Origin of the sequence: Bradyrhizobium uaiense, assembly GCF_010811875.1 — a bacterium.
Taxonomy (GTDB): domain Bacteria; phylum Pseudomonadota; class Alphaproteobacteria; order Rhizobiales; family Xanthobacteraceae; genus Bradyrhizobium; species Bradyrhizobium uaiense.
The window spans coordinates 1-26,076 of the sequence record NZ_VKHP01000129.1 but is presented as its reverse complement, the minus strand read 5'-3'; the positions used below and the strand labels follow the sequence as shown (position 1 = coordinate 26,076).

At 65.4% G+C, this 26,076-nt stretch carries 25 protein-coding genes and 1 pseudogene; 10 read left to right on the top strand and 16 right to left on the bottom strand.

What is annotated here, in order from left to right; genetic code table 11:
- Window positions 1-1,082, top strand: a 1,082-nt coding sequence (locus FNJ47_RS27070; protein WP_175068423.1) for an acetamidase/formamidase family protein, incomplete at its 5' end; no start/stop codon positions are given.
- A gap of 134 nt (window positions 1,083-1,216) precedes the next feature.
- On the opposite strand, the gene phaR is transcribed toward FNJ47_RS27070, so the two are convergent.
- Complete coding sequence (gene phaR / locus FNJ47_RS27065) at window positions 1,217-1,807, bottom strand: polyhydroxyalkanoate synthesis repressor PhaR (protein ID WP_163158636.1); 591 nt, start codon at window positions 1,805-1,807, stop codon at window positions 1,217-1,219.
- 313 nt (window positions 1,808-2,120) lie between these two features.
- Between phaR and FNJ47_RS27060 the strand changes: the two genes are divergently transcribed.
- The 3 genes from FNJ47_RS27060 (at window position 2,121) to yddG (ending at window position 5,341) form a co-directional block, all read left to right on the top strand.
- Window positions 2,121-3,299: an acetyl-CoA C-acetyltransferase gene (locus FNJ47_RS27060; RefSeq protein ID WP_163158634.1), complete on the top strand. Its 1,179-nt coding sequence runs from the start codon at window positions 2,121-2,123 to the stop codon at window positions 3,297-3,299.
- Window positions 3,300-3,594: 295 nt separating this feature from the next.
- A complete protein-coding gene (gene phbB, locus FNJ47_RS27055; protein WP_050425845.1) occupies window positions 3,595-4,320 on the top strand; it encodes an acetoacetyl-CoA reductase in 726 nt (241 codons plus the stop codon).
- A gap of 148 nt (window positions 4,321-4,468) precedes the next feature.
- Window positions 4,469-5,341 (top strand): aromatic amino acid exporter YddG, encoded by an 873-nt coding sequence (gene yddG / locus FNJ47_RS27050; protein ID WP_163158632.1) that lies wholly within the window; start codon window positions 4,469-4,471, stop codon window positions 5,339-5,341.
- A 164-nt stretch (window positions 5,342-5,505) separates the two neighbouring features.
- Here the strand turns inward: yddG and FNJ47_RS27045 are convergent, their stop codons facing one another.
- Both FNJ47_RS27045 and gloB read right to left on the bottom strand, forming a co-directional pair.
- Window positions 5,506-5,964 (bottom strand): cupin domain-containing protein, encoded by a 459-nt coding sequence (locus tag FNJ47_RS27045; protein ID WP_163158630.1) that lies wholly within the window; start codon window positions 5,962-5,964, stop codon window positions 5,506-5,508.
- Window positions 5,964-6,731, bottom strand: coding sequence for a hydroxyacylglutathione hydrolase (gene gloB, locus FNJ47_RS27040; protein ID WP_163158628.1), 768 nt, complete (start codon window positions 6,729-6,731; stop codon window positions 5,964-5,966). Before gloB ends, FNJ47_RS27045 begins: the two co-directional genes overlap by 1 nt.
- Window positions 6,732-6,915: 184 nt before the next feature.
- Here gloB and FNJ47_RS27035 point away from each other — a divergent pair, with 184 nt between their 5' ends.
- Window positions 6,916-7,659, top strand: a complete 744-nt coding sequence (locus FNJ47_RS27035; RefSeq protein ID WP_163158626.1) for a class I SAM-dependent methyltransferase — start codon at window positions 6,916-6,918, stop codon at window positions 7,657-7,659.
- A 65-nt stretch (window positions 7,660-7,724) separates the two neighbouring features.
- On the opposite strand, the gene FNJ47_RS27030 is transcribed toward FNJ47_RS27035, so the two are convergent.
- From FNJ47_RS27030 to FNJ47_RS27010, 5 genes are all read right to left on the bottom strand, one after another.
- Window positions 7,725-8,507, bottom strand: coding sequence for a DUF4167 domain-containing protein (locus FNJ47_RS27030; RefSeq protein ID WP_163158624.1), 783 nt, complete (start codon window positions 8,505-8,507; stop codon window positions 7,725-7,727).
- Window positions 8,508-9,005: 498 nt separating this feature from the next.
- Entirely contained in the window at window positions 9,006-9,887 is an 882-nt protein-coding gene (gene prmC, locus FNJ47_RS27025; RefSeq protein ID WP_347341723.1) for a peptide chain release factor N(5)-glutamine methyltransferase, read from the bottom strand.
- 109 nt (window positions 9,888-9,996) lie between these two features.
- Window positions 9,997-11,082, bottom strand: coding sequence for a peptide chain release factor 1 (gene prfA / locus FNJ47_RS27020; protein WP_163158638.1), 1,086 nt, complete (start codon window positions 11,080-11,082; stop codon window positions 9,997-9,999).
- A gap of 51 nt (window positions 11,083-11,133) precedes the next feature.
- Window positions 11,134-13,401, bottom strand: a complete 2,268-nt coding sequence (ptsP, locus tag FNJ47_RS27015; protein WP_163158620.1) for a phosphoenolpyruvate--protein phosphotransferase — start codon at window positions 13,399-13,401, stop codon at window positions 11,134-11,136.
- A 455-nt stretch (window positions 13,402-13,856) separates the two neighbouring features.
- Window positions 13,857-15,113 carry an aspartate kinase gene (locus FNJ47_RS27010; RefSeq protein WP_163158618.1) on the bottom strand — a complete coding sequence of 419 codons (1,257 nt, stop codon included), beginning with the start codon at window positions 15,111-15,113 and terminating at the stop codon, window positions 13,857-13,859.
- A gap of 207 nt (window positions 15,114-15,320) precedes the next feature.
- On the opposite strand from FNJ47_RS27010, the gene FNJ47_RS27005 reads away from it, so the two are divergent.
- From FNJ47_RS27005 to FNJ47_RS26995, 3 genes are all read left to right on the top strand, one after another.
- Complete coding sequence (locus FNJ47_RS27005) at window positions 15,321-15,788, top strand: PH domain-containing protein (RefSeq protein WP_163158616.1); 468 nt, start codon at window positions 15,321-15,323, stop codon at window positions 15,786-15,788.
- A 14-nt stretch (window positions 15,789-15,802) separates the two neighbouring features.
- On the top strand, window positions 15,803-16,585 hold the full coding sequence (gene ubiG / locus FNJ47_RS27000) for a bifunctional 2-polyprenyl-6-hydroxyphenol methylase/3-demethylubiquinol 3-O-methyltransferase UbiG (RefSeq protein ID WP_163158614.1): 783 nt from the start codon (window positions 15,803-15,805) through the stop codon (window positions 16,583-16,585).
- Between the two features lie 271 nt (window positions 16,586-16,856).
- Window positions 16,857-17,756: a DMT family transporter gene (locus tag FNJ47_RS26995; RefSeq protein WP_163158611.1), complete on the top strand. Its 900-nt coding sequence runs from the start codon at window positions 16,857-16,859 to the stop codon at window positions 17,754-17,756.
- Between the two features lie 14 nt (window positions 17,757-17,770).
- Here the strand turns inward: FNJ47_RS26995 and FNJ47_RS26990 are convergent, their stop codons facing one another.
- From FNJ47_RS26990 to FNJ47_RS26970, 5 genes are all read right to left on the bottom strand, one after another.
- A complete protein-coding gene (locus tag FNJ47_RS26990; protein ID WP_163158609.1) occupies window positions 17,771-18,211 on the bottom strand; it encodes an EamA family transporter in 441 nt (146 codons plus the stop codon).
- A 148-nt stretch (window positions 18,212-18,359) separates the two neighbouring features.
- Window positions 18,360-18,830 carry a DUF1178 family protein gene (locus FNJ47_RS26985; RefSeq protein WP_163158607.1) on the bottom strand — a complete coding sequence of 157 codons (471 nt, stop codon included), beginning with the start codon at window positions 18,828-18,830 and terminating at the stop codon, window positions 18,360-18,362.
- On the bottom strand, window positions 18,827-19,705 hold the full coding sequence (locus FNJ47_RS26980; RefSeq protein ID WP_163158604.1) for a carbon-nitrogen hydrolase family protein: 879 nt from the start codon (window positions 19,703-19,705) through the stop codon (window positions 18,827-18,829). Before FNJ47_RS26980 ends, FNJ47_RS26985 begins: the two co-directional genes overlap by 4 nt.
- A complete protein-coding gene (gene grxC / locus FNJ47_RS26975) occupies window positions 19,705-19,977 on the bottom strand; it encodes a glutaredoxin 3 (RefSeq protein WP_163158602.1) in 273 nt (90 codons plus the stop codon). Before grxC ends, FNJ47_RS26980 begins: the two co-directional genes overlap by 1 nt.
- Before the next feature lie 30 nt (window positions 19,978-20,007).
- Window positions 20,008-20,817 (bottom strand): ComF family protein, encoded by an 810-nt coding sequence (locus FNJ47_RS26970; RefSeq protein WP_163158600.1) that lies wholly within the window; start codon window positions 20,815-20,817, stop codon window positions 20,008-20,010.
- A gap of 76 nt (window positions 20,818-20,893) precedes the next feature.
- On the opposite strand from FNJ47_RS26970, the gene FNJ47_RS26965 reads away from it, so the two are divergent.
- Window positions 20,894-21,736, top strand: coding sequence for a methyltransferase domain-containing protein (locus tag FNJ47_RS26965; protein ID WP_163158598.1), 843 nt, complete (start codon window positions 20,894-20,896; stop codon window positions 21,734-21,736).
- Window positions 21,737-22,229: 493 nt separating this feature from the next.
- Here FNJ47_RS26965 and FNJ47_RS26960 read toward each other — a convergent pair whose 3' ends face one another.
- A complete protein-coding gene (locus FNJ47_RS26960) occupies window positions 22,230-22,640 on the bottom strand; it encodes a (deoxy)nucleoside triphosphate pyrophosphohydrolase (protein WP_163158596.1) in 411 nt (136 codons plus the stop codon).
- Window positions 22,641-22,811: 171 nt separating this feature from the next.
- Here FNJ47_RS26960 and FNJ47_RS26955 point away from each other — a divergent pair, with 171 nt between their 5' ends.
- On the top strand, window positions 22,812-24,140 hold the full coding sequence (locus FNJ47_RS26955; RefSeq protein WP_163158594.1) for a pilus assembly protein TadG-related protein: 1,329 nt from the start codon (window positions 22,812-22,814) through the stop codon (window positions 24,138-24,140).
- 156 nt (window positions 24,141-24,296) lie between these two features.
- Here the strand turns inward: FNJ47_RS26955 and argJ are convergent, their stop codons facing one another.
- Together argJ and FNJ47_RS26945 are read right to left on the bottom strand one after the other, a co-directional pair.
- Window positions 24,297-25,538: a bifunctional glutamate N-acetyltransferase/amino-acid acetyltransferase ArgJ gene (gene argJ / locus FNJ47_RS26950; protein WP_163158592.1), complete on the bottom strand. Its 1,242-nt coding sequence runs from the start codon at window positions 25,536-25,538 to the stop codon at window positions 24,297-24,299.
- Between the two features lie 333 nt (window positions 25,539-25,871).
- Window positions 25,872-26,036 (bottom strand): annotated as a pseudogene (locus tag FNJ47_RS26945) (peptidylprolyl isomerase); the annotation flags it as partial.
- Window positions 26,037-26,076: the final 40 nt, after the last annotated feature.

The following is a 26,076-nucleotide window of genomic DNA, read 5'->3' as shown; positions in this document are numbered from 1 at the left end:
GCGCCGAGAGCGTGTTTCGCTGGACCGCCGAGGGCAAGTCGGTCGAGCGGCGCGGTGCAGGCCCGATGGATGGTTCGATCTTCGGCCGCGGCGCCGGCGAAGGCTTCGGCGTGCATATCTGCACCGGCCCGATCCATGTCTGCGGCGCGGAGCCGGGTGATGTGCTCGAGGTGCAGATCCTCGATATCTGGCCGCGGCCCTCGGCCAATCCAGCCTTTGCCGGCAAGTCGTTCGGCAGCAACGCCGCGGCCTGGTGGGGCTATCAATACAATGACCTGATCGATCCGCCGGCAAAACGCGAGACCATCACGATCTTCGAAACCGATGCGCAGGCCGAATGGGCGCGCGCGGTCTATTCCTATCGCTGGACGCCGCAGACCGATCCGTTCGGCGTGCGCCACGAGACGATCGATTATCCGGGCGTGCCGGTCGATCACGCCACCATCGCAAAGCAGCCCGGCGTGCTTGCCGGCGTGCGGATTCCGGCACGGCTGCATTTCGGCTTTATGGCGGTAGCGCCGCGCGAATCCGACATCATTGATTCCATCCCGCCCGGCTATTTCGGCGGCAATGTCGACAATTGGCGCGCCACCAAGGGCACCACGCTCTATCTGCCGGTCGCGGTGCCCGGCGCGTTGTTCTCGATCGGCGATCCGCATTTCGCCCAGGGCGACGGCGAGGTCAACGGCACTGCGCTCGAGCTATCGCTCACCGGCCAGTTCCGCTTCATCGTGCACAAGAGCGGCAAGGCCACCAGGCCGCATGTCGAGGGGCTTGTGCATCCGCTGCTTGAAACACCGGAGGCCTGGATCCTGCACGGCTTCAGCTACGGCAATTATCTGCGCGAGCTCGGGCGCAACGCGCAGTCGGAAATCTACCAGCGCTCGTCGGTCGATCTCGCGCTGCGCAATGCGTTCCGCGCGACGCGCAAATTCCTGATGGAGTGTTATCGCCTCAGCGAGGACGAGGCTCTGGCGCTGATCTCGCTCGGGGTCGATTTCGGCGTCACCCAGGTGGTCGACGGCAATTGGGGCGTGCACGCGATCGTCCGCAAGAGCATGCTTCCCGAAGCCAAGGCATGATCCGGAAAACTGCGAAGCGGTCTTCCGAAAAGATCATGCTCAGACATTGAAGGCGCCTGACGCCGGCCAGCGCGGCCGTCGTCAGGATTTTGCGATACGATCTGGGCCGGTGGTCCAGCCGATCGGCAGAAGGACTACTCGTCCTTCTTCGTCGGCTGCGACATGCGTTCGAGGCGTTCCTGCATATCCTTCATCTGGCGGCGCAGGTCGTCGATGTTGCCATCGTCGGCCGCGGGCTCCGGCACCTTCTCGGGCTCCGAGCCGCCGCGCTGCGGCGCGAACGGCTTGAACATCGAGAAGGTCTGCTGGAACAGCTCCATGTTGCGGCGGACCTGTTCTTCCAGCGGTGCAAACGGTGTCCCGCTCAAAGCGCCCGCGATCTGCTTGCGGAACTTCTCCTGCTCCTTGGTCAGCGTCTCGATCGACTGCTCGAGATACTTCGGCACCACCATTTGCATGCTGTCGCCATAGAAGCGGATCAGCTGCCGCAGGAACGTGGTCGGCAGCAGGTTCTGCCCGGCCTTGTTTTCCTGTTCGAAGATGATTTGCGCGAGCACGGAGCGGGTGATGTCGTCGCCGGTCTTGGCGTCATAGACGAGAAAATCCTCGCCCTCCTTCACCATCGCCGCGAGATCTTCGAGCGTCACATAGGTGCTCGTACCGGTATTATAGAGCCGCCGGTTCGCGTATTTCTTGATCGTGGTCGGTTGTTCAGATTTTGCCATGGGCTCTCACTTCAACACCGAAGAACCTGGAACCCCACGGCATCGCCGCAGGGCAAAATGCAACGCATCGCAGCAAAGGTAAGCATTTTCAAAGCCGTTCGGCTACCGTTTTGTGCTGTGCGGTTAATTCCAAAGCAAAGGTATTGCTCAGGAAAGTGCCAGGAGCGTCATTTTGAGTGCGTCGCGGCGCAATTTGCGCGACAGTTCGATTGACATGTCTCAACGAGGTTTACAGGATAGTCAGCAAGAGACAGGCCCGCCAAACCGGCCGCCCGCCGTCGAGAAACCCAGCTACAACCCATAGGAGATGTCCATGTCAGACGATGTCGTCATCGTCAGCGCCGCCCGCACCCCAGTCGGTAGCTTCAACGGCGCGTTCGCCACCACGCCGGCCCACGACCTCGGCGCGATCGCCATCAAGGCGGCGCTGGAGCGTGCCGGCGTCGAGGCCGGTCAGGTCTCCGAAGTCATCATGGGCCAGATCCTCACCGCCGCGCAGGGCCAGAATCCGGCCCGCCAGGCCTCGATCGCGGCCGGCATCCCGGTGGAAAGCCCGGCCTGGGGCGTCAACCAGCTCTGCGGTTCGGGCCTGCGCACGGTGGCGCTGGGCTACCAGGCGCTGCTCAACGGCGATTCGTCGATCGTTGTCGCGGGCGGTCAGGAATCCATGAGCATGGCCCCGCACGCGCAATACCTGCGTGGCGGTGTCAAGATGGGTGACCTCCAGCTGGTCGACACCATGATCAAGGACGGGCTGTGGGACGCCTTCAACGGCTACCACATGGGCAACACCGCCGAGAACGTCGCCAAGCAGTACCAGATCACCCGTTCGCAGCAGGACGAGTTCGCGGTCGGCTCCCAGAACAAGGCCGAGGCGGCGCAGAAGGCCGGCAAGTTCAAGGACGAGATCGTCCCGGTCACGATCAAATCCCGCAAGGGCGACATCGTGGTCGACACCGACGAGTATCCGCGCCATGGCGCCACGATCGACGCGATGGCCAAGCTCCGCGCTGCCTTCGAGAAGGACGGCACCGTCACCGCCGGCAACGCCTCGGGCATCAATGACGGCGCCGCCGCCGTGGTGCTGATGACCGCCAAGGAAGCCGCCAAGCAGGGCAAGAAGGTGCTCGCCCGCATCGTCTCGTGGGGCCAGGCCGGCGTCGACCCCAAGATCATGGGCACCGGGCCGATCCCGGCCTCCCGCACCGCGCTGAAGAAGGCCGGCTGGAACATCGCCGACCTCGATTTGATCGAGGCCAACGAGGCGTTCGCCGCGCAGGCCTGCGCCGTCAACAAGGACCTCGGCTGGGATCCGGCCAAGGTCAACGTCAATGGCGGCGCGATCGCGATCGGCCATCCGGTCGGCGCATCGGGCGCGCGCGTGCTGGTGACGCTGCTGCACGAGATGCAGAAGCGCGATGCCAAGAAGGGCCTCGCGACGCTGTGCATCGGCGGCGGCATGGGCATCGCTATGTGCGTTGCACGCGACTGAACAAAAGGCAGCGAGGCCGGCTAGGTGATGAAAAGATCATCTGTCAACCGCAGCGCGAGCTGATAGAAAAGATGCCCGGCTTTGTGCCGGGCATTTTTGTTTCGAGAGCATGATTCGGAAAAGTGTGAAGCGGTTTTCCCTCGCGACAAACGCGGAACGCGTTTGCGCGGAGATCATGCTCAAAAAAAGGAGCTAAAGCGCGATGACGATTCAGCCTAATCTCATCGCGCTTCGTTGAGTGAGTGCGCAGACCGGAGCGATCCGGTTATAAAAGACGGCCAAGGAGGAAACGGACATGGCACGTGTTGCATTGGTGACGGGCGGAACGCGCGGTATTGGAGCTGCGATCAGCAAGGCGTTGAAAGCGGCTGGCTACAAGGTGGCGGCAAGCTATGCCGGCAATGACGCCGCGGCGGAGAAGTTCAAGGCGGAGAGCGGCATTCCGGTCTACAAGTGGGACGTCTCATCGTTCGACGCCTGCGCGGCCGGCGTGAAGCAGGTCGAGGCCGATCTCGGGCCGGTCGACGTGCTCGTCAACAACGCCGGCATCACTAAGGATACCGCATTCCACAAGATGACGCTCGAGCAGTGGAATGCCGTGATCAACACCAACCTCGGCTCGCTGTTCAACATGACGCGCCAGGTGATCGAGGGCATGCGCGCCCGCAAGTTCGGTCGCGTCATCTCGATCTCCTCGATCAACGGCCAGAAGGGCCAGTTCGGCCAGGTCAACTACTCCGCGGCGAAGGCCGGCGATATCGGCTTCACTAAGGCCTTGGCGCTCGAGAACGCCAAGGGCGGCATCACCGTCAACGTGATCTGCCCCGGCTATATCAACACCGAGATGGTGCAGGCGGTGCCGAAGGACGTGCTCGAGAAGAACGTGATCCCGCAGATTCCGGTCAACCGGCTCGGCGAACCCGAGGAGATCGCGCGCGCCGTGGTGTTCCTCGCGGCCGACGATGCGGGCTTCATCACCGGCTCGACGCTGACCGTGAACGGCGGCCAGTATCACGCCTGACGCGAGAAGCGTCGTCGCGCCGCAGGCGCACCCGATCAACTCTCAATGCCCGGCCTTGTGCCGGGCATTTTCGTCGCTACAACCGCGGGGCGCGAAGCAAGGACGTGGCTGGCCGTGACGCCGGCAAGCCATGACGGATTGAATAGAGATGACGACCCGAACTGCCACCCTTGTCGGACTGACCGCCATCCTGATGTGGTCGCTGCTGTCGGTCATGACGGTCGCGACCGGGGCGATCCCGGCGTTCCAGCTCGCCGCCATGACGTTTGCGATCGGGGCTGCGGTCGCGTTCGCAAGCTTCCTGCTGCGTCCGGCCGCGTTCGGCGCGTTGAAGCAGCCGCTGATCGCCTGGGTCGTCGGCGTCGGTGGCCTGTTCGGCTATCACGCGCTGTATTTCCTGGCGTTGCGCTACGCGCCGCCCGCCGAGGCCGGCCTGCTCAACTATCTCTGGCCGCTGTTGATCGTGCTGTTCTCGTCGCTGCTGCCGGGCGAGCGGCTGGCGATCCATCACATCGTCGGTGCGCTGCTCGGCCTCGCCGGCACAGTGCTGCTGTTCGCCGGCAACACCGGCAGCTTCACAAGGGAGCAGATCCCAGGATTCGCGGCGGCTTTCGTCGCTGCGTTCGTCTGGGCCGCCTATTCGGTGATGTCGCGCCGGCTCAAGGCAGTGCCGACCGATGCGGTGGCAGGCTTCTGCCTTGCGACTGCCGTGCTCGCAGCAGCCGTCCACATGATGGTGGAGACCACGGTGTGGCCCGCGACACCGCTGCAATGGTTGGCTGTTGTGGCGCTCGGCATCGGCCCGGTGGGGGCTGCGTTCTTCGCCTGGGACATCGGCATGAAGCGCGGCGACATCCGCGTGCTCGGCGCCGCGTCCTATGCCACCCCGCTGCTCTCGACCGCGTTCCTGATCGCGGCCGGCTTTGCCAAGCCCAGCGCTAACATCGCCATCGCCGCGATCCTGATTGCCGGCGGCGGACTGATCGCGGCCAAGGATATGGTGCTGAGAAAAAGAACGTAGATCGCGGGACGGGTTTTGCTTGCAGTCTACCGATCCCACGAAGCAACTGTTTCACCGTCACCCTGAGGAGGCCGCAACGCGGCCGTCTCGAAGGGTCGACGGCCACCAGCGGGGCCGATTCATCCTTCGAGGCTCGCTCCGCTCGCACCTCCAGCGACAAAGGCTTAGCCTTTGCGCGGGGATGACGGGGACGAAATGGGCTCCCAGCCCTTCGGCGCCAGCTCGAACTTCGCGAATTCGAATCCCGGCGCGACGGTGCAGCCGACCAGCGTCCAGTCGCCGCTGCTCTCCGCGGCCTGCCAGGCGCCAACAGGCACGATCGTCTGCGGTTGCTCGCCGTGCGCGACGTCCGGACCGAGCGTAATCGTGTGCGGTGAATTGTCGTCCTGCGCGATCCGCAGGGTCAGCGGCGCGCCGGCGTAATAGTGCCACATCTCGACGGCGTCGATGCGGTGCCAGTGCGAGCGCTCGCCGCGCGCAAGCAGGAAATAGATTGCGGTCGAATGGGCGCGGCCATTGGCGTCACCGCGCTCATCGCGAAACGTCTCGCGATAGTGCCCACCTTCCGGGTGCGGCTTCAGCTGAAGCCGCGCGATGATGTCGGCAGCCGAAAGCTCGGCCATCACGACTTGTTCTTGCGCTCGCGGAGCTCGCCGAACACCAGCGCCGGGTCGGCGCCCTTCATGTGCAGCTTGGCTGCGACCACAGGTTCGTCGGCGCGCAGGAACACGTTGGCCTTCTTTTCGTCGCCGAGCAGTACCGGGATCGTCGGCTTGTTCTCGGCGCGCAGCTTCGCCACTTCCTCGGCGCGGGCCTGCAAATGCGGATTGTCGGCCTCGATGGTGAGCGCGAACTTCACGTTGGAGGCGGTGTATTCATGGCCGCAATACAGGCGGAAATCGTCCGGCAGCGAGCGCAGCTTGAGCAGCGAATCCCACATCATCGGATAGGTGCCTTCGAACACCCGGCCGCAGCCGATCGAGAACAGCGTGTCGGCGGCGAACACTGCCTTCTCGCCGTCGAACACATAGGAGATGTGGTCGAGCGTATGGCCGGGTGTTTCCACCACGCGCGCGAGCAGGCTGCCGACCTTGATGACGTCGGCATTGGCGGCGCGCAGATCGACATTGGCGATCTTCGCCGACTGGTCGTGCGGGGCGACGACACGGCAGCCGTATTTCTGCTTCAGCTCGGCGACGCCGCCGACATGGTCGCCATGGTGATGGGTGATCAGGATGTCGGTCAGCGTCCAGCCTTCGCGCTCCAGCGCCTTGATGATCGGGCCGGCCTCCGGCGCGTCGATCGATGCGGTTGCGCCGGTCGCGGGATCGTGGATCAGGTACCCGAAATTGTCGGTGAGGCAGCTGAAGGTGCGAATTTCGGCGGTCATGATATCTCCACGAACAAACGGGACGGACAGGTCAGAGCATGATCTTTTCGAAAAACCGGTGCCGACTTTCCCGGATCATGCTCTTAACGCGCCCAATATAGGTGTGAAATATGGCGTTAACGCTCCGGCGGCAACGCAATTTTCGGCGCTCCCCGGCAGCAAGGGGCATGTTAGGCTAACGACCATGGACGTTATCGACCTCCGCGACTTCTATTCGCAGCGCCTCGGCATCGTGGCGCGGCAGCTGATCAACCGTGGCATTCGCGCGCGGTGGCCGAATGCGGAAGGCCAGCGCGTGCTCGGCCTCGGCTATCCGACGCCCTATCTCGGCCTGTTTCGCGATACTTGCGAGCGATGCATTGCCTTCATGCCGGCGGCCCAGGGCGTGCTGAAATGGCCGACCGGCCGGCCGGCGCTGGCGACGCTGATCGATGAATTCTCGATGCCGTTGCCGGATGCCGCAGTCGACCGCGTGCTGCTGGTTCATGCGCTGGAGATGTCCGACGATCCCGAGCGGCTGCTGCGCGAGGTATGGCGGGTGCTGTCGCCGTCGGGGCGGCTGATCGCGATCATCCCGAACAGGCGCGGTGTCTGGACCCGCACCGATGCGACGCCGTTCGGCCATGGGCGGCCCTATTCACGGGCGCAGATCACCCAGCTGTTGCGGCAGACCTGGTTCACGCCGTCGTCATGGGGCGAGGCGCTGTTCATGCCGCCGGTGCAGGGCAGCTGGTTCTTGCGTTCGGCGATGGCGTGGGAGCGCGTCGGTGCTGCGCTGTCGATGCCGTTCGCCGGCGTGCATATCGTGGAAGCGAGCAAGCAGGTCTATCGCGCGATCCCCGCGCGCCGCGAGCGCACGCAGCTGATCCCGTCGTTGCGTCCGGTGCTGGTGCCGTCCTCGACGGCGACGCGCAAGTCGAGTCATTAGACGACCCAGCCGTGACGCGGATTATTCACCCTCCCCCTTCAGGGGAGGGTGGCCGCATGGTTGTGTTACTCGTTGCCCGGAGTGAAGTCGTCGCTCGGCGCGGGCTGTGCCGCCATGTCGGCGCGCGGGCCATGCGGACGGCGGCGACGACGCGGAAAGCGCTCGCTTCGTTCGCCGCGTTCTGCGCCGCCATTGTTGCCTTCATAGGCGCCACCGTTGACCTGCGGCTGCGCGCCGCCGGTGATGAACGAGGGCAGCCGGTCGACGCCGCCGGCATCGGCCATCGCGGGCTGCGGCTGGTTCTGCGGCTGCGGCTGGTATTGCGGCTGCGGACGATGCTCGCGTTCGCGATGTTCACGCGGCTGCTGGTCACGCTCGCGATGCTCGCGCGGCTGCTGCTGTTGCTCGCGCTGCTGGTACGGCTGCTGGCCGTTGTCGCGCATGAAGGGTTGCTGCTGCTGCGGCACGAAGCCCGGCTCCTGGCCGAAGCTCGAATAGCCGTCGCTGTCGTCGTCGCTGTCTTCGGTCGGCGTCACCTCGGCGTCGGGACGCGGCTGCTGCTGATTCTGCCGGAACTGCTCCTGCGCGGCGGCGATGATCCGGTAGTAGTGCTCAGCGTGCTGGTAGTAGTTTTCGGCTGCCACCGGATCGCCGGAGGAGCGTGCATCGCGCGCAAGCTGGACGTATTTCTCGGCCACGTGGGAGGCCGTGCCGCGGATCTTGATGTCGGGTCCGTTCGATTCGTACACCCGTGTCAGGGGATTCTGGCCGCGCCGGTTATTGTTGTTGTTATTATTGTTGTTGTTATTCCGGTTGCGCATCCGCTTGTTGTTCTGACCGTTTCTCATCTGTCGCCTTTTATTCCAGCCCTGAAGTGATTGCAGTCCACAGTCCGATTTCTCAGAAAGTCCGATTTCTCAGAAGTTCGATTCCCAGAGTCCGATTCGGCGCGCGCCTAGGCACACGGAATCGCAATACCGTTCGAAGTGGTTTCGATGTCGCCGACCATCTCGTTCAGCAAAGTCGCGTGCAGCAAAGACGCGTTCCCCAACCGCCGGCCAAACGCGCCAGCGCCAAATCATTCCGCCCGTTGAGACAGGCCCAGTTCTCGTGCGTAAGTCTTCAAGCGCAATAACAGGCTTTCGTTCGCTTGGCGGTCGAGAGCGGCACAGCTTCGGCTATTGCGCTCAATGAGACCTGCGTTCCTGGAACCTTTCGATCGGCGGGCTCTGCTGAACCCTGGTCATCACCCGTAACGGATTACGGGGCCAGCACCGATGTTATGCCCGGAACGTAGTCGTTCCCGGGGGATAATCCAAGAGGTTTTTTTGCGTTCCAATAGGACTTTATCGGGGCAGCCGGCGGGCAGAAACGGCCCTCGGAATGCCCCCGAGATCGGCCTTGGGCGACCCCGTTGGGGATAACCCGGAAGCCGTCATCAGCGCTTCAACGTCGCGGCTCTGACCCTGCCCAATTTCCACAACCAGAAATCCATGCGGAGCTAAAAGATCCGCAGATTGCGAAATCAGCGTGCGGTAGGCGTCGAGCCCGTCGGGGCCGCCGTCGAGCGCCGCGCGCGGGTCGTGCGCGCGCACCTCGATGTCGAGACCGGCGATGTCGGCCGAGGGGATGTAGGGCGGATTGGACACGATCAGGTCGAAGCTGCCGGTCAGGGCGCTGCCATAGTCGCATTCGATCCATGTGGTGCGATCCGCAAGCCCGAGCGCAGCGGCGTTCCGGCTCGCCGTCTGCAGCGCTTCCGGCGCGATGTCGGTGGCGAAGCCATGCGCGTGGGGCAGTTCCGAGAGCAGCGCCAGCAGGATCGCGCCGGAGCCGGTGCCGAGATCGGCGATCCGCAACGCGCGCTCGGTCGCGCCCTCGGCGCGCAGCAGCTCGAGCGCACGCTCGACCACGGTCTCTGTGTCGGGCCGCGGCACCAGCGTCGCGGCGGAGAGATGCAGCGGCAATCCCCAAAACTCCTTGATGCCGAGAATGCGCGCGACCGGTTCGCCGGCGAGGCGACGCCGTGCGAGGTCTTCGAGGAGATCCGATTGCTCCGGCGTCAGTATCCGCGCTGCGGCCGCGATGATGCCGGTCAAATCGAGGCCGAGCGCGGCTCCGACCAGCATTCGCGCATCGAGCTCGGCCGACTCGTTGCCGGCGGCTGCGAATCGCATTGCCAGCGCACGCCGTGCCGCGTCGATCGTCTGGCCAGTGAACTGGTTCACGGAAGACACCGCCATCCCGTAGCCCGGATGAAGCGAAGCGAAATCCGGGGCAGAACCAACCGCGTGTGCGATTCCCGGATTTCGCTTCGCTTCATCCGGGCTACGAATCTCACGCCGCCGCGCCCTGGGCCGCAAGCTGCGCGGCCTGGTGCTCGGTGGTCAGCGCATCGATCAATTCGCCGAGCGCCTCGCCTGCGATCACCTGCGGCAGCTTGTAGAGCGTCAGGTTGATGCGGTGGTCGGTGACTCTCCCTTGCGGGAAATTATAGGTGCGGATGCGCTCCGAGCGGTCGCCGGAGCCGACCTTCTCCTTGCGGTCGGCGGAGCGCGCGGCTTCGACGCGCTGGCGTTCGGCATCATAGATGCGCGAGCGCAGGATGTTCATCGCCGAGGCCCGGTTTTTGTGCTGCGAGCGGCTGTCCTGCATCATCACCACGATGCCGGTCGGCAGATGGGTGATGCGGATCGCCGATTCGGTCTTGTTGACGTGCTGGCCGCCGGCGCCGCCGGCGCGCATGGTCTCGATCCTTAAGTCCGTGTCCTTGATGTCGACGTCGACGTCCTCGACCTCGGGCAGCACCGCGACCGTCGCGGCCGAGGTGTGGATGCGGCCCTGCGTCTCGGTGTCGGGCACGCGCTGCACGCGGTGCACGCCGGATTCGAATTTCAGCTTGGCGAAGGCGCCGCGGCCCTGCACCTCGGCGATGATTTCCTTGTAGCCGCCGACGGTGCCTTCGCTCGCCGAGATCACCTCGACCTTCCAGCCCTGCAAGGCCGCGAAGCGCTCATACATCCGGAACAGATCGCCGGCGAACAGCGAGGCCTCGTCGCCGCCGGTGCCGGCGCGGATTTCCAGCACCACGTTGCGGTCGTCCATCGCGTCCTTGGGCAGCAGCGCGATGCGGATCTGCTGCTCGATCTCGCCGATGCGCGCCTGCAGCGTCTCCAGCTCGGCCTCGGCCATGCTGCGCATCTCGGCGTCGGTCCCGGCATCGGCCAGCATCGCCTCCGTGTCGGCAAGCTCCGACCGGGCGGAGCGATAGAGCTTGACCGCATCGATCAGCGGATTGAGCTCGGCGAGCTCTCGCGTGATCGCAACATAGCGATCGGACTTGACCTCGCCGAGCAGCTCGGCCTCGAGCGAGGCGTGATGGGCGAGCAGGACGTCGAGTTTGGCTTCGGGTAGCATGGCGATATCTCGAATTTGCGGAAGGCGCGAAGGGCGGCGGAGGCGACGACAGCGTCGCTACAAGGCCAGCCCCTCGGTTTCCGCAAACTTCGTCAGCGCGGCACGGATCGAGACGCTGCCGACCGGCGCGTCGAGCAGCGGATTGATCATCGCCTCGGCCTTCTTGGCGTCGAGGTCGAGGATCATCGCCTTGACCGGGCCGTGCGCCGTTGCCGACAATGAAAGCGAACGGTAGCCGAGCGCGATCAGCGCCAGCGCGCCGATCGGCTTCGACGCCATCTCGCCGCACAGCGAGGCCGCCTTCTTCGCCGTCTTGGCCTTGCGCACGATGTCGCGCAGCGCGCGCAGGATCGGCGCCGACAGGATGTCGAAGCGTTCGGAGACCTTGGCATTGCCGCGGTCGACCGCAAACAGGAACTGGAATAGGTCGTTGGAGCCGACCGAGACGAAGTCGACCTTCTTCAGGAGCTCGTCGAGCTGGTAGAGCAGGGCCGGGACTTCGACCATGGTGCCGATATCGACGCGCTCGGGCAGCGAATGGCCGTGCTGGCGCAGATAGGTCAGCTCGCGCTCGACGATCGCCTTGGCCTGGTCGAACTCGGCGATGTCGGAGATCATCGGGAACATGATCTTCAGCGCGCGGCCCCCGCCGGCCCGCAGCAGCGCGCGGATCTGGCCGCGCAGCAGTCCGGGGCGGTCGAGGCCGAGCCGGATCGCGCGCCAGCCGAGCGCCGGATTTTCCTCGACCACGGTCTCCATATAGGGCAGCGCCTTGTCGCCGCCGATGTCGAGCGTGCGGAAGGTGACGGGCTTTGAGCCCGCGGCGTCGAGCACGGTGCGGTACAGCGCGAGCTGGTCGCTCGAACGCGGCAGGCTCGGGCTCACCATGAACTGCAGTTCGGTGCGGAACAGGCCGATGCCGGCGCTGCCGGTGTCGTCGATGTGCGGCAGGTCGATGGTCAGGCCGGCATTGATCAGAAGCTCGATCGGCTGGCCGTCCTTGGTCACGCAGGCCTTGTCGCGCAGCTCCGAATACTGCGCCTGCCGCCGCGCCCGGAACCGGACGCGTTCGGCATAGGCGGATTCGATCTCGGTGGAAGGGCGGACATAGATCTCGCCGGAGATGCCGTCGACGATGATGGCGTCGCCCGGATCGGCGATGCCGGGCGCGTTCGGCACCTCACCGACCGCGGGAATGCCGAGCGCGCGCGCCACGATCGAGACGTGCGAATTCGCGGTGCCTTCCTCCAGCACCAGGCCGCGCAGCCGCTTGCGGTCGTAGTCGAGCAGCGCCGCCGGGCCCATCGCGCGGGCGATCAGGATGGCGTTGTCGGGCAGCTGCTCGCGCGACGGCGCATGATCCTGGCCAACCAGCTGACGCATCAGGCGATGGCCGAGATCCTCGAGGTCGTGCAGCCGGTCGCGCAGATAGGGGTCGGTCGAGCGCAGCATGCGCGCGCGGGTGTCGGACTGCACGCGCTCGACGGCGGCTTCTGCGGTCAAGCCGGTGGCGACCGCCTCATGCAGCTTGTGCGACCAGCCCTGGTCGTTGGCGAACATGCGGTAGGCTTCCAGCACCTCGCGGTGCTCACCGCCTTCGGCGACGTCGCCGCGCTCCAGCATGCGGTCGAGGTCGGCGCGCAGATTGGCCAGCGCGGTGTCGAGCCGCTTGATCTCCTTCGGCAGGTCTTCGGCGATGTAATTGGTGATGACGACGCGCGGCTCGTGCAGCACGACGTGGCCGAGCGCGATGCCGTCGGAGAGCACTGCGCCGGTCTTGTGCAGCGAGTGCCGTGCGGCGGGCTCGGCGCCGGGCTGTGCCAGCGCGGCAAGCTCGCCGGAGGCGATCATCTCCGCCAGCACCATGGCGGTGGTCTGCAGCGCCTCGACCTCTTCCTCGACATAGGTGCGCTTGGCGCGGTTCTGGACCACCAGCACGCCGAGCGTGTTGCCGGCGCGCAGGATCGGCACGCCGAGGAACGAGTGGTAGGCCTCTTCGCCGGTCTCCGGGCGGTAGGCGAAGGCCGGATGGCTTTGCGCGTCGGACAGATTGAGCGGCGTCGCCTCGCTGGCGACGAGGCCGACCAGGCCCTCATGCGCGCTCAGCACGGTGCGGTGCACGGCGTCGCGGTTCAGACCTTCGGTGGCGTAGAGCTCGAGTGTGTTGTCGACGCGCAGCACGTAGCAGGAGCAGACCTCGGCCACCATGTTGGCCGCGATCAGCACCACGATCTTGTCGAGGCGCTCCTGGGCGGAGACTTGCTCCGCCATGGTTTCGCGGAGCCGTCTCAACAGGATGCGGGGGCCTCCCGACGCGCTCCGCATGTGCTTCAGTCCCTCCCCACGAGGCCGGCGCACCGGGCCGGCCGGCCGCTGGCGCAAAACTCGTCAAAAACAACAATTTTAGTCATTCGGCGTCGCCGCTTGCGCCAGTTCCCGCCGATTCGGGATTGCTCAAACTGTGCCACAGTTTGCGACAGCCCACCTGACTGGCCGTATAGCCAATCAAGCCTCGCTTTGCCAAGCAAAACGCCTGCCAGTAGCAAATAACGTCTGCGTCAGCCCTATGCTGCGCCCGCTAAGAGAAATTCTAACTCCGGGGCGGGGTAGGTGGAGGGTATCCCGTGCTCTCCGCCCGTCATTCCGGGGCTCGCGAAGCGAGAGCCCGGAATCCATCTATCCACGCAACCTGCGGCCCAATGGATTCCGGGCTCTCGCTTCGCGAGCCCCGGAATGACGGCGGAGGGGTCCCGCCCGCTGCTCGGTCCGGTCCAGAGCTCCTACGCCTGATCCAGCCCGTACAGCGTGTGCAGCGTGCGCACCGCGAGTTCGGTGTAGGCGGCGTCGATCAGGACCGAGAACTTGATCTCGGACGTGGTGATGGCGCGGATGTTGATGTTGCGCTCGGCCAGCGCCTTGAACGCCTTCGCCGCGACACCGGCGTGGCTGCGCATGCCGCTGCCGATCACCGAGACCTTGGCGACGTCGGTCTCGGTGTCGAGCCTGGCGTAGCCGATCTTGGCCTTGGCGGAGGTGATCGTGTCCTTGGCGCGGTTGTAGTCGGTCGCCGGCACGGTGAAGGTGAGGTCGGTGGTCTTGCCGTCCTCCGACACGTTCTGCACGATCATGTCGACGTTGATGTTGGCATCCGCGAGCGGCCCGAAGATCGCCGCGGCGACGCCCGGCTTGTCCTCGATCTGGCGCACGGAAATCTGGGCTTCGTCCTTCGAGAAGGCGATGCCGGTGACGACGTGCATTTCCATGATTTCCTCCTCGCTGCAGATCAGCGTGCCCGGCGGCTGGTTGGCGTGCGGGTCGATATCCTCTGGCTTGTCGAAGCTGGAGCGCACGAAGATCGGCATGTTGTGCACCATGCCGAGTTCCACCGAGCGAACCTGCAGCACCTTGGCGCCCTGCGAGGCCAGCTCCAGCATGTCCTCGAACGCGATCTTGTCGAGCCGGCGCGCCTTCGGCACCACGCGGGGATCGGTGGTGTAGACGCCGTCGACGTCGGTATAGATGTCGCAGCGGTCGGCTTTCAGCGCGGCCGCGATCGCCACCGCCGAGGTGTCCGAACCGCCGCGGCCGAGCGTGGTGATGCGGCCAGTATCGGGATTGAAGCCCTGGAAGCCGGCGATCACGGCGACTTCCTTGCGCTCCTTGAAGCGGGTGATGATCTCGGTGCCGTCGATATCGACGATGCGCGCCGAAGCATGCGCGTCCGAGGTCTTGATCGGGATCTGCCAGCCCTGCCAGGAGCGCGCCTGGATGCCGATGCCCTGCAAGACGATCGAGAGCAGGCCCGAGGTGACCTGTTCGCCGGAAGCGACCACCGCGTCATATTCGCGGGCGTCGTGCATCGGCGAGGCTTCGGTGCACCAGGCCACCAGCTCGTTGGTCTTGCCCGACATCGCGGAGACGACGACGGCGACCTCGTGGCCCGCGTCGACCTCGCGCTTCACGTGCTGCGCGACGTTGCGGATACGATCGATATTGGCGACGGACGTACCGCCGAATTTCATCACGAGGCGGCCCATGACGACGCGTCTATTCCTTTAAGAGGATAAATAGGTTAACCCACGCCGAAAACCGCAAGCGCGGGGACCGAAAGGCGCGTATACATAGCGCCGCGCCCGGGGGCAAGCCGCTTGGTAGGGGCCCCTGAGGTCCCGTGTGGTCCTTTGGGGGTGTTTCGACCGGTTGCGGGCGGGCTGTGGCGCTGGGGTGACGCGAAGGCGGATTGGATGGGACGCTATATCGACGAAATCCTGCAGCCTGGCGAGAAGGTGCTGTACTCCACCAATGCGCATTGGATGTTCTATCTGCCGGCGATCGGGGGATGGATCGCGGCGCTGGCGCTGTTGATCCTGTCGCGGTTCACGACGGTCAGCGGCCTCGTGCTGGCCTGCCTGGCGGCCGCAGCCGTGGTCGCCGTCGCGGCGCTGTACTGGACTGCTGCTGCCTGGTTCCACCGCTGGACCACGGAAACCGACGTCACCAATTTCCGCGTGGTGCACAAGAGCGGCTTCATCAAGCGGCGCACCTTCGAGATGAGCCTCGACAAGGTCGAGAGCGTCGACGTCAACCAGAGCATCATGGGGCGGCTGCTCAATTATGGCGACGTCACCATCCGCGGCGTCGGCGAGGGCATCGAAACCATCAAGACCATCGCCTCGCCGCTGTCGTTTCGCAATTCGATCACCGCGCGATAGGGGCGCGCGCAATCATGGCTACACAATCAACACTTTCCAGTTCCTCCGCCAGTTCCTCCGCCAATGCCTCCGCCAGCTCGGTCGATCCGGCCGAGATCGCGAAGTTCTCGAAGCTGTCGGATGAATGGTGGGATCCGCGCGGCAAGATGGCGCCGCTGCACAAGATCAATCCGCTGCGCCTGACCTATATCCGCGACGCCGCCTGCCGCAAGTTCGAGCGCAACGCCAAGAGCCTGAACTGCCTGTCCGGCCTGCGCCTGCTCGACATCGGCTGCGGCGCCGGCCTGTTGTGCGAGCCGTTCACCCGGCTCGGCGCCCAGGTGATCGGGATCGATCCGTCCGCCACCAACATCGCGGCCGCGAAGCTGCACGCCGACAAGGGCCATCTGTCGATCGACTATCGCTGCACGACAGTGGAGGACATGGACGCACGCGAGCGCTTCGACATCGTGCTGGCGATGGAGGTGGTCGAGCACGTCAACGATGTCGGCGCCTTCATCAAGCGCTGTGCCGTCATGCTCAAGCCCGGCGGGCTGATGGTGGTCTCGACCTTGAACCGCAACTGGAAGAGCTTCGCGCTGGCGATCGTCGGCGCCGAATACGTGCTGCGCTGGCTGCCGCGCGGCACCCATGAGTGGAGCAAGTTCGTCACCCCCGCCGAGCTCGAGCGCTATCTCGGCGACGTCAACCTCACCGTCACCGAGCAGGCCGGCGTGGTCTACAACCCGCTCGCCGACAAATGGACCGTCTCGACCGACATGGACGTGAACTACATGGTGGTGGCGGAAGAGGTGTGAGTCCTTGTTACCTCGCCCCGCTTGCGGGGAGAGGTCGGATTGCGAAGCAATCCGGGTGAGGGGGACTCTCCGCGTGCGTCGCTCGCCGAGTTTGCCGAAGCAGCCCATCACCCCAACCCTCAGAGAGCGAGCTACGCTCGTCTCGGCCCCGCAAGAGCAGGGCGAGGAGTAGAGACGCAGCCCTGTCATGCGCTGTTTTGGTTGACCGCATCAGCCGCAATCGGCACGCTGCGCGTGTACTCCTGCCCCGCCACGTGCTCCTCATCCCCGCATGTTCGCAATCGCCTCGCTCTGGATTCCCTTCACGATCGTCGCTGCGTTCGGGCAGGTGGCGCGCAATGCGATGCAGCGGCAGCTGACCAGGCCGCTCGGGACCTGGGGCGCGACCAATATCCGCTTCCTGTTCGGCCTGCCGTTCTCGGTGGTGTTCTTCGTGCTGGCGGTGCCGCTGACCGGCGATCGCGTGCCGTGGCCGGCGGCCTCGTTCTGGCCGTGGCTGTTGTCCGGCGCGCTCAGCCAGATCGTCGGCACCGGCTTCATGCTGCTGGCGATGAACGACCGCTCCTTCGTGGTGACCACGGCCTACATGAAGACCGAGGCGATCCAGACCGCGATTTTCGGCTTCATCTTCCTCGGCGATCATCTCACGACATCAAAGGTGGTCGCGATCGTGATCGCGACCATCGGCGTCGTCGTCACCGCATTGCGGCCGGGCGGCTCGCGGCGCTTTGCCGATCTGCGCCCGACCGTGCTCGGCCTCGGCGCCGCCGCCGTGTTCGCGATCTCGGCGGTGAGCTTTCGCGGCGCGATCATCGCGGTGCCCGGCGTCTCGTTCGTCACGGCGGCCTCCTACACGCTGATGTGGAGCCTGTTCGTGCAGACGCTGATCCTGTCGGTGTATCTGTTGCTGCGCGCGCCCGACGTGCTGCGGAAAATCCTCGGCCTGTGGCGGCCCTCGATGTTCGCGGGCTTCATGGGCGCGCTCTCCTCGCAATTCTGGTTCCTGGCGTTCGCGCTCACCGCCGCCGCCAATGTGCGGACGCTGGCGCTGATCGAGGTGCTGTTTGCGCAGGGAGTGGCGTATTTCTCGCTCAAGCAGCCGTTCTCGCTGCGTGAAGTGCTCGGCATCGTCCTGATCGTGATCGGCGTCGCGCTATTGATCGCCGCGTAGACTCGAAAGCGCTATCAACCTTTGACGGCAATCAGCACTGCGCCGGCCGAGATCAGCGCGATCCCGATCCAGCCATAGGCCGAGGGACGTTCGCCGAGGAAGGTAGCGCCGAACAGCGCCACCAGCACGACGCTGAGCTTGTCGATCGGCGCGACGAGTGTGGCCGGCCCGAGCTTGAGCGCGCGGAAATAACAGATCCACGACGCGCCGGTGCCGAGCCCGGACAGCAGCAGGAACAGCCAGCTTTTGGTCGAGATCGGTCCGGATTGGCTGAATTGCCCAGTGGCGAACAGGATCGCCGACAGCGTGATCAGCACGACCACGGTGCGGATCAGGGTCGCGAGATCGGAGTTGATGCCCTCGACGCCGACCTTGGCGAAGATCGCGGTCAGTGCGGCGAATACGGCGGAAAGGAACGCCCAGACCTGCCAGGAGGAGAAGGTTTCGGGGGGCATGTCACTCTCTTCCGTCATTCCGGGGCGCGCGAAGCGCGAGCCCGGAATCCATTGGGCCGCATAATCCGCGTTGAAATGGATTCCGGGCTCGCGCCAAAAGGCGCGCCCTCAGGTGCGCAATTGCGCACCGGGGAATGACGAAAGGGGGTCAATTCCGGTCTTCCGGCAGCGTCGGCAGCGGCGAGACCTCGACGCCCTCGTCGATCAGCGCGCGCGCCTCTTCGGGCGAGGCCTCGCCGTAGATCGGCCGGTGCTCGATGTCGCCATAATGCATCTTGCGCGCTTCGTTGGGGAAACGCTCGCCGACATTGTCGGCGTTCTTCACGATATGGTCGCGCAGTTCCTTCAGCTTGCTGCGCAGCTCGCGCTCGTGCGCCATCATCAGCGACGTCGATTCACTGGCCGGTGCCTCGACGGGAGCGGCCGGCGCCGGCCGGGCCGGTTCGCGACCCTTCTTGCTGACGACCTGGGGCGCCATGATGGCGCGCTCGATCTCGGTCGAGCCGCAGGCCGGGCAATTGATCAGGTGACGCCGCTCCTGCGATTCATAGGCCGAGGAGCTCTGGAACCAGCTCTCGAACTGATGGCCGCGCTCGCAGCGCAGCGTGTAGCGGATCATGCCGAACCCCGGACGAGGTGCAGATGCTCCGGGCCGGCCTTGGGGTCGGCAATGCCGAAGCGCCTGCCATGTTGCAGCGAGGGAATCGTCTTGCGCGCGGTCTCGACCTTGGCGGGATCGATCTCGGCCAGGAACACGCCCGGCTCGACGCTGCCCTCGGCGAGGATCTCGCCCCAGGGGTCGATGATCAGCGAATGGCCGAAGGTCTCGCGCTTGTTCTCATGCAGGCCGGCCTGGGCGGCTGCGAACACGAAGCAGCCGGTCTCGATGGCGCGGGCGCGCAGCAGCGTGTGCCAATGCGCTTCACCGGTCTTGCGGGTGAAGGCGGATGGCACCGTGAGGAAGGATGCGCCGGCTTCGGCGAGCGCGCGATAAAGCGCCGGGAAGCGCACGTCGTAGCAGATCGTCAGCCCGATCCGGCCCCAGGGCAGGTCGGAGATCACGGCGGTCTCGCCGGGCTGGTAATTGGCCGATTCGCGATAGCTCTCGCCGCCCGGCAGATCGATGTCGAACATATGGATCTTGTCGTAGCTCGCGAGCACATTGCCCTCGGGCCCGATCAGGAACGAACGGTTGACCGCCTTCTCCGGCGAGTAGCGCAGCGCCAGCGAGCCGATATGCAGATGGATCTTCAGCTCGGCGGCCAGCGCGCGATACGCCTTGAGCGACTTGTCGTCCTCTTCGCTTGCTAAGTGCTCGAACAGCGCCTTGCGGTTCAGCTGCATCATGTTGCTGACCTCGGGGGTCAGCACGTACTTGGCGCCCTGCGCCGCCGCTTCGCGGATCAGCCGCGTGCCCTGCTCGAGGCTCGGCTCCGGCAGCAGCCCGGTGCGCATCTGCACCATGGCGGCGGTGAAAATGTTGTCCGTGCTCATCAGGCGCCGCCTCCGTTGCTGAGCAGGCCGTCGAGCTTGCCCTCGCGGTCGAGCGCGTAGAGCTCGTCGCAGCCGCCGACATGGGTCTTGCCGATGAAGATCTGCGGGAAGGTCGTCCCGGCGCCGGCGCGATTGTACATTTCGTCGCGATAGGCCGGGTTGCTGGCGACGCTCAATTCGGTGAACGCCGCGTTCTTGCGCGTCAGAAGCGATTTGGCCGCGGTGCAATAACCGCAGCCCGGGCGGGTGTAGATTTCAATGGCAGCGGTCATGGTGTGCTCGGTTGAACCAGAATACCCGGATTATATGGGAGCGCGGTGCTGCTCGACAACCCGGGCAAACACCAGCACGTCGACCTGCGCCGCCTTCGCCCGTAATAGCGCTCGGGCGCAGGCATCCACTGTCGCACCCGAGGTCAGGACGTCGTCGACCAGGATCACCCGGCGGCCCTGGATGTCAGCCTTGCGTTCATCGGCGACCCCGAATGCGCCCTGCACATTGCTGGCGCGATCCTTGCGCGACAGTCCGATCTGCTGCTCGGTGGCGCGGACACGCCGCAGCGCCTCCGATACCATTTTGACGCCGCTCTGGCGCGCGATCACCTTGGCGAGCGCGCCGGACTGGTTGTAGCGCCGGCTCCGGCCGCGCCGCCAGTGCAGAGGAACCGGAACCAGCATGTCGGCGCCGTCGAGCAATTCCTTCCCCGCCCGCGCCATCCAGCGGCCCATTGTCGGTGCCAGATCGGTGCGATCCTGGAATTTTAATGCGTGCACCAGTGTGCGTGCGACGTCGTCATAGCGCACCGCGGCGCGGGCGCGTTGATAGGCCGGTGGGTTAGCGATCGCCTCCATCGACAGCAGTTCGGGACCTGGATCGTAGACAAAGGGAATGCCGAGCCGCGGGCAGAACGGCGGCGCGATGAACGACAATTTGGCCCAGCAATCCGCGCAGACGCCCTCGCCATGAACCGGCTCGCGGCAGGACACGCACAGCGTCGGCAGCGCGATGTCGAGCGCCAGCCGCGCGGTGCGCAGCCACGCGCCGCCGACCGCGCCAAGCGCGCGCCGCAAGTGACCGGTCATCGAGCGTGTCGGTGATGCCTCGGCGTCCATCGGGCAAGGCTAGCGTTTGAGCAATGCAGGCTCAAGGCGCATTGCCTGCGGCGGCGGTCCGGCGTAACCAGCGGGCATGGCAACCCCCCCGGCCACGGCCCCGATCCTGTTCGACCGCGCCTTGCTCGGCGCGCGGCTGGCGCGTGCGCAGGCCGCGGGAGCGGCGACGTTCCTGCTCGAGCGCGCCACGGAGGATATGGCGGACCGCTTGCAGGCGGTGTCGCGCAGCTTTTCTTCAGCAGCCGACGTCTGGACGCCGGGTGACGGGCTTGCGGAGGTCCTGCACGGGCGTGTGGCATCAGTCGGTGCGATCGGATTCGCTGAGGCGGAAGCGCTCGGCCTGCCGCCGGAGACGCTCGATCTCGCGGTCTCGGCGCTCGCCTTCCAGTTCGTCAACGATCTGCCGGGCGTGCTGGCGCAGATCCGCCGGGCGCTGAAGCCGGACGGGCTGTTGCTTGCTGCGATGCTCGGCGGCGATACGCTGACCGAGCTGCGGCAGAGTTTTGCTGCCGCGGAGGCCGAGTGCGAGGGCGGGGTGTCGCCGCGCGTCGCGCCGTTCGCCGATCTGCGCGACATCGGCGCGTTGTTGCAGCGGGCGGGCTTCGCGCTGCCGGTCACCGACGTCGACCGCGTCGTGGTGCGCTATGCCAGCGCCTTCGCGCTGATGGCCGACCTCAGGCGCATGGGCGCGACCAATGTGCTGCGGGAGCGCCGCCACACCCCGACCCGCCGCGCCACCATGCTGCGGATGGCGCAGATCTACGGCGAGCGCTTCGCCGATCCCGACGGCCGCATCCGCGCCACCTTCGACATCGTCTGGCTGTCCGGCTGGGCGCCGCATGAAAGCCAGCCGAAGCCGCTCAGGCCGGGTTCGGCCAAAGCGAGCCTGGAGGCGGCGGTGAAGCAGGTGAAGCGCTGAAGCGTGAGGTGAGCACGCTGCTCAGGCCCCCTCTCCCACGCAACCGGGGTAAACCCCGGTTGCGCATCGTAAATTTGCGCAAGTCGGGCAGGCCCGACTTGCGTCGGGAGAGGGTTGGGGAGAGGGGTAGCCCCGGGCGAGATACCAGTGTGATCATCGCTTTCGCAATTCTGCGCCCGTCGTCGAGATGCGCGCTGAGAGAGCGCGCCGTGTGGCACCCCTCTCCCCAGCCCTCCCCCGCAAGGGGGGAGGGAGCCCGTCCATCGTGCGTCCCTTACGATCGGCCCCGCTCATCGTGCGCCAGCGAGATCACAGCGATCCAACCTCTCTCGCAAGGCGGGCGACGGCTGCTTGCACGATTTCGGAATAATGGAATTGTGCCGGTGAGTTGCCCGACGTGTCAAGTCGCCGTGCTGAACGCCGGGCTACTTTGCATGGGGTTGTTTTCGATATTTTGGCAAGGCGCCTCCCCCGCAAGCGGGAGAGGTGACGGTCACAGCAGCAAATCCACCAGATGCGGCAGCAGCGGGATGTCCGCCGGCGGCATCGGATAGTCGCGCAGCTTGTTGGCACGGACCCAGGCGAGGTTCTGGCCCTCGCGCGCCACCGCCAGGCCCTCCCAGCGGCGGCAGATGTAGAGCGGCATCAAGAGATGGAAGGTCTCGTAGGCATGGCTGGCAAAGGTCAGCGGGGCGAGGCACGGCTCGCTCACGGTGATGCCGATCTCCTCGTGCAGCTCGCGGATCAGGGTCTGTTCCGGCCGCTCGCCGGGCTCGATCTTGCCGCCGGGGAATTCCCACAATCCCGCCAGCGCCTTGCCTTCGGGACGCTGCGCCAGCAGCACGCGCTTGTCGGCGTCGACCAGCGCGCAGGCGACGACGAGGGTCAGCTTGATCTCAGCCATGGAGCAGGGATTTCCTTCCGATCTGCAAGCTTTCATTAACCAGCAATGCGCCGCCCGGCCAAACGATTTGTGCCGGTGGCTGTTTCTGCATCCGCGATAAGTCGGCCTTAATTGGCAACCCGCAGGGTGAAGCGGTTTATCTACCCATCACATTCTCTGCCGATATAACCCATGAGCACATTGATCCGGACCATCAGCCGTTTCCGTCGCGATCGCTCCGGCAATATCGCGATGACCTTCGGCCTTGTGCTGCTGCCGCTCGTCGTCGCGGTCGGATGCGCGGTCGACTATTCCCGCGCCAACCAGATCCGCAGCAAGCTGATCTCCGCCGCCGACGCGGCGAGCGTCGGCGCGGTCGCCAAACAATCGCCCGGCTTCATTGCCGCCGGCGCCATGACCTCGGACGGTGAGATCTCGGCGGGCGAAGCCGACGCGCGGAAGATCTTCAGCGGCAATGTCTTCAACCAGAACGGCTTCACGCTGACCAGCGTGACGCCGACCATGACCAAGAGCGGCGGCACCATCACCTCGACGGTCCGGTTCACCGCAGACGTCCCGACCATGTTCCTCGGCGTCATCGGGCAGAGCAAGATGACCGTGACGGGTACGTCGACCGCGACCGCGAACATGCCGCTCTATATCGATTTCTATCTGCTGCTCGACAATTCGCCTTCGATGGGGGTCGCAGCGACGCCAGCCGACGTGACCAAGATGGTCAACAACACGCCGGACCAGTGCGCGTTCGCCTGCCACGACTACAACGATGCCAACAACTACTACAATCTCGCCAAGTCTCTCGGCGTGACGACGCGGATCGACGTGCTGCGCAGCGCGACCCAGCAGCTGATGGACACGGCCGCGAACACCGCGACCTATGCCAGCCAGTACCGGATGGCGATCTACGATTTCGGCGCCTCGTCGGCGACGATCGGCCTGCGCGCGCTGTTCACGCTGTCGACCAGCCTGTCGAGCGCCAAGACCGCGGCCGGCAACATCGACCTGATGGGCGTCTACGGCAACAACGACTCGTACACCGCCGACAAGGACAGCCAGTTCTCGACGGTGCTTCCGGCCATCAGCAACGCGATCAGCGCACCGGGGCCCGGCACCTCGGCCGCACCGATGAAGTATCTGTTCTTCGTTTCCGACGGCGTGGCCGACGAGCCGAATTCAAGCTGCCTGAAGCCGATCACCGGCAGCAATCGCTGCCAGTCGCCGATCAATCCGGCGCTGTGTGATGCGATCAAGAAGCGCAACATCAAGATCGCGGTGCTCTACACCACCTATCTGCAGCTGCCGACCAACAACTGGTACATGACCTGGATCGATCCGTTCAACCAGGGTCCGTTCGGTCCGTCGCCGAACAGTCAGATCGCGCAGAACATGCAGGCTTGTGCGTCGCCGGGCTTCTATTTCGAGGTCAGCCCGACGCAGGGCATTGCGGACGCGATGAAGGCGCTGTTCAAGAAGGCCGTCGCCGACGCGCGGATCAGCAGCTAGCAACACGCGCACGCTCTATCACCGTCACCCTGAGGTGCGAGCGGAGCGAGCCTCGAAGGGCGACGGCCCAGCTCCGTCCACGCGGAGACGTCACGGGCCTTGCATCCTTCGAGACGCGCTACGCGCTCCTCAGGATGACGGGTCGAGATGTGAATCTTACGACCGGTAATCGCCGTTGATCGCGACGTATTCCTTGGTGAGGTCGCAGGTCAGCACGCGGTCTTTGGCCTTGCCGAGGCCGAGCGCGACCTTGATCTGGATCTTCGGCGCCTTCATCGCCTCCGACACCTCTTTCTCATTGTAGGACGGATCGCGCGCGCCGCTCCTGGCGACGCGGATGCCGTTGAAGGAGATCGAGAGCTTGTCGCGGTTGGCGGGTTCGCCGGCCTTGCCGACCGCCATCACCACGCGGCCCCAATTGGCGTCCTCGCCGGCGATCGCGGTCTTCACCAGCGGCGAATTGGCGATCGACATCGCGATCTTGCGCGCCGACGGTTTTGTCGTCGCGCCCTCGACCACGACCTCGACCAGCTTGCGCGCGCCTTCGCCGTCGCGGGCCACCTGTTCGGACAGATCGGCGAGGATCTGCTGGAACGCCTTGGTGAAGGCCTTCAGGCGCGGGTCGCTGGCGCGCGAAATCTTCGGCGCGCCATTGGCGGCCGCAGCGCCGGTCGCAAAGGCGAGCAGCGTGTCCGAGGTCGAGGTGTCGCCGTCGATGGTCAGCGCATTGAAGGTGTCCTCGACGCCGGCCTTGAGCAGCGATTGCAGCACGCCGGCCGACAGCGGCGCGTCGGTGAAGATGAAGGACAGCATGGTCGCCATGTCGGGCATGATCATGCCGGCGCCCTTGGCCATGCCGTTGATCGTCACCTTGGCCTTGCCGAGCTTGACGGTCGCGGTGGCGACCTTCGGGAAGGTGTCGGTGGTCATGATCGCCTTGGCCGCGTCCATCCAGAGGTCGGGCGTCGCGGTCTCCGCGAGCTGCGCCAGCACGCCGTCGAACTTGGTGGCATCGAGCGGTTCGCCGATCACGCCGGTGGAGGCGAGGAACACATCCGAGGTTGAACAGCCGACCGCCTTCGATGCGATCTGCGCAGTCAGCGCGGTGGAGGCCTTGCCGGTCTTGCCGGTGAAGGCGTTGGCGTTGCCGGAATTGACCACCAGCGCGCGGGCGCTCCCGCCCTTCAGCTTGGCGCGGCACCATTCGACCGGTGCCGACGGGCACTTCGACTTGGTGAAGACGCCGGCCACCGTGGTGCCCTTGTCCATCAATGCGAGCAGCACGTCGGTGCGCCCCTTGTAGCGGATGCCGGCAGCAGCGGTCGCAAGCCGTACGCCCGCGATCACGGGCATCTCGGGAACGTCAGGCGGGGCGAGGGGGGAGACGGCGGTGGACATCGGCAGGCTTCCGGCTACGGGGAGGGAAGCGCTGCATAACATCTCGCCGACTGAAGCGGGAGAGGGCTCGGGCGCGAACGCGCTGTCATGAATTGTTCAAGGAGCTTCGTCCGAGCCGCTTCTCTCACCTCCCCTTGAAAAGGGGAGGTCGCTTTGCTCGCCAGAGCAAAGCGGGTGGGGATCCGCTCTCTCCGCATGCAGCGTCGTTTGCGGCTGACCCCCATCCCGACCTTCCCCCTTTCAGGGGGAAGGGAAAATTCCCGGGTCCGACAAAAAGCAAATGGCCGGGACATGCCCGGCCATCGCGCATTGCAGCTATTGGTGTCGCAAAACTTACTTCTTCGCCGGCGCCATCTTGTTGTCGGCGGGCTTCGGCGCGTCCTTGGCGGCATCGGCCGGCGCGGCCGGGTCCTTGGCCGTCTCGGCCGGCTTGTCCATGCGTTCGACCTTGGCGGCCTCGCGCAGCTTGGCGACGTAGTCGGCCTGCGCCTTGCTGGTCCCCTATGCCTCGCACTGCGCCCTCGCCCGTTCTCCTATT

Coding starts and splice junctions, on each gene's coding strand:
- FNJ47_RS26985 (WP_163158607.1), bottom strand. CDS start 18,830: ATGATCCGCTACACGCTGCGCTGCGAGCGCGGCCATCAGTTCGAGAGC.
- ptsP (WP_163158620.1), bottom strand. CDS start 13,401: ATGCGGAGCGCGTCGGGAGGCCCCCGCATCCTGTTGAGACGGCTCCGC.
- FNJ47_RS26980 (WP_163158604.1), bottom strand. CDS start 19,705: ATGAGCACGGACAACATTTTCACCGCCGCCATGGTGCAGATGCGCACC.
- argJ (WP_163158592.1), bottom strand. CDS start 25,538: ATGTCCACCGCCGTCTCCCCCCTCGCCCCGCCTGACGTTCCCGAGATG.
- gloB (WP_163158628.1), bottom strand. CDS start 6,731: ATGACCGCCGAAATTCGCACCTTCAGCTGCCTCACCGACAATTTCGGG.
- FNJ47_RS27035 (WP_163158626.1), top strand. CDS start 6,916: ATGGACGTTATCGACCTCCGCGACTTCTATTCGCAGCGCCTCGGCATC.
- FNJ47_RS27005 (WP_163158616.1), top strand. CDS start 15,321: ATGGGACGCTATATCGACGAAATCCTGCAGCCTGGCGAGAAGGTGCTG.
- FNJ47_RS27010 (WP_163158618.1), bottom strand. CDS start 15,113: ATGGGCCGCCTCGTGATGAAATTCGGCGGTACGTCCGTCGCCAATATC.
- FNJ47_RS26965 (WP_163158598.1), top strand. CDS start 20,894: ATGGCAACCCCCCCGGCCACGGCCCCGATCCTGTTCGACCGCGCCTTG.
- phbB (WP_050425845.1), top strand. CDS start 3,595: ATGGCACGTGTTGCATTGGTGACGGGCGGAACGCGCGGTATTGGAGCT.
- FNJ47_RS26995 (WP_163158611.1), top strand. CDS start 16,857: ATGTTCGCAATCGCCTCGCTCTGGATTCCCTTCACGATCGTCGCTGCG.
- FNJ47_RS27045 (WP_163158630.1), bottom strand. CDS start 5,964: ATGGCCGAGCTTTCGGCTGCCGACATCATCGCGCGGCTTCAGCTGAAG.
- FNJ47_RS26955 (WP_163158594.1), top strand. CDS start 22,812: ATGAGCACATTGATCCGGACCATCAGCCGTTTCCGTCGCGATCGCTCC.
- FNJ47_RS26970 (WP_163158600.1), bottom strand. CDS start 20,817: ATGGACGCCGAGGCATCACCGACACGCTCGATGACCGGTCACTTGCGG.
- yddG (WP_163158632.1), top strand. CDS start 4,469: ATGACGACCCGAACTGCCACCCTTGTCGGACTGACCGCCATCCTGATG.
- ubiG (WP_163158614.1), top strand. CDS start 15,803: ATGGCTACACAATCAACACTTTCCAGTTCCTCCGCCAGTTCCTCCGCC.
- FNJ47_RS26990 (WP_163158609.1), bottom strand. CDS start 18,211: ATGCCCCCCGAAACCTTCTCCTCCTGGCAGGTCTGGGCGTTCCTTTCC.
- grxC (WP_163158602.1), bottom strand. CDS start 19,977: ATGACCGCTGCCATTGAAATCTACACCCGCCCGGGCTGCGGTTATTGC.
- FNJ47_RS27060 (WP_163158634.1), top strand. CDS start 2,121: ATGTCAGACGATGTCGTCATCGTCAGCGCCGCCCGCACCCCAGTCGGT.
- FNJ47_RS27030 (WP_163158624.1), bottom strand. CDS start 8,507: ATGAGAAACGGTCAGAACAACAAGCGGATGCGCAACCGGAATAACAAC.
- FNJ47_RS26960 (WP_163158596.1), bottom strand. CDS start 22,640: ATGGCTGAGATCAAGCTGACCCTCGTCGTCGCCTGCGCGCTGGTCGAC.
- phaR (WP_163158636.1), bottom strand. CDS start 1,807: ATGGCAAAATCTGAACAACCGACCACGATCAAGAAATACGCGAACCGG.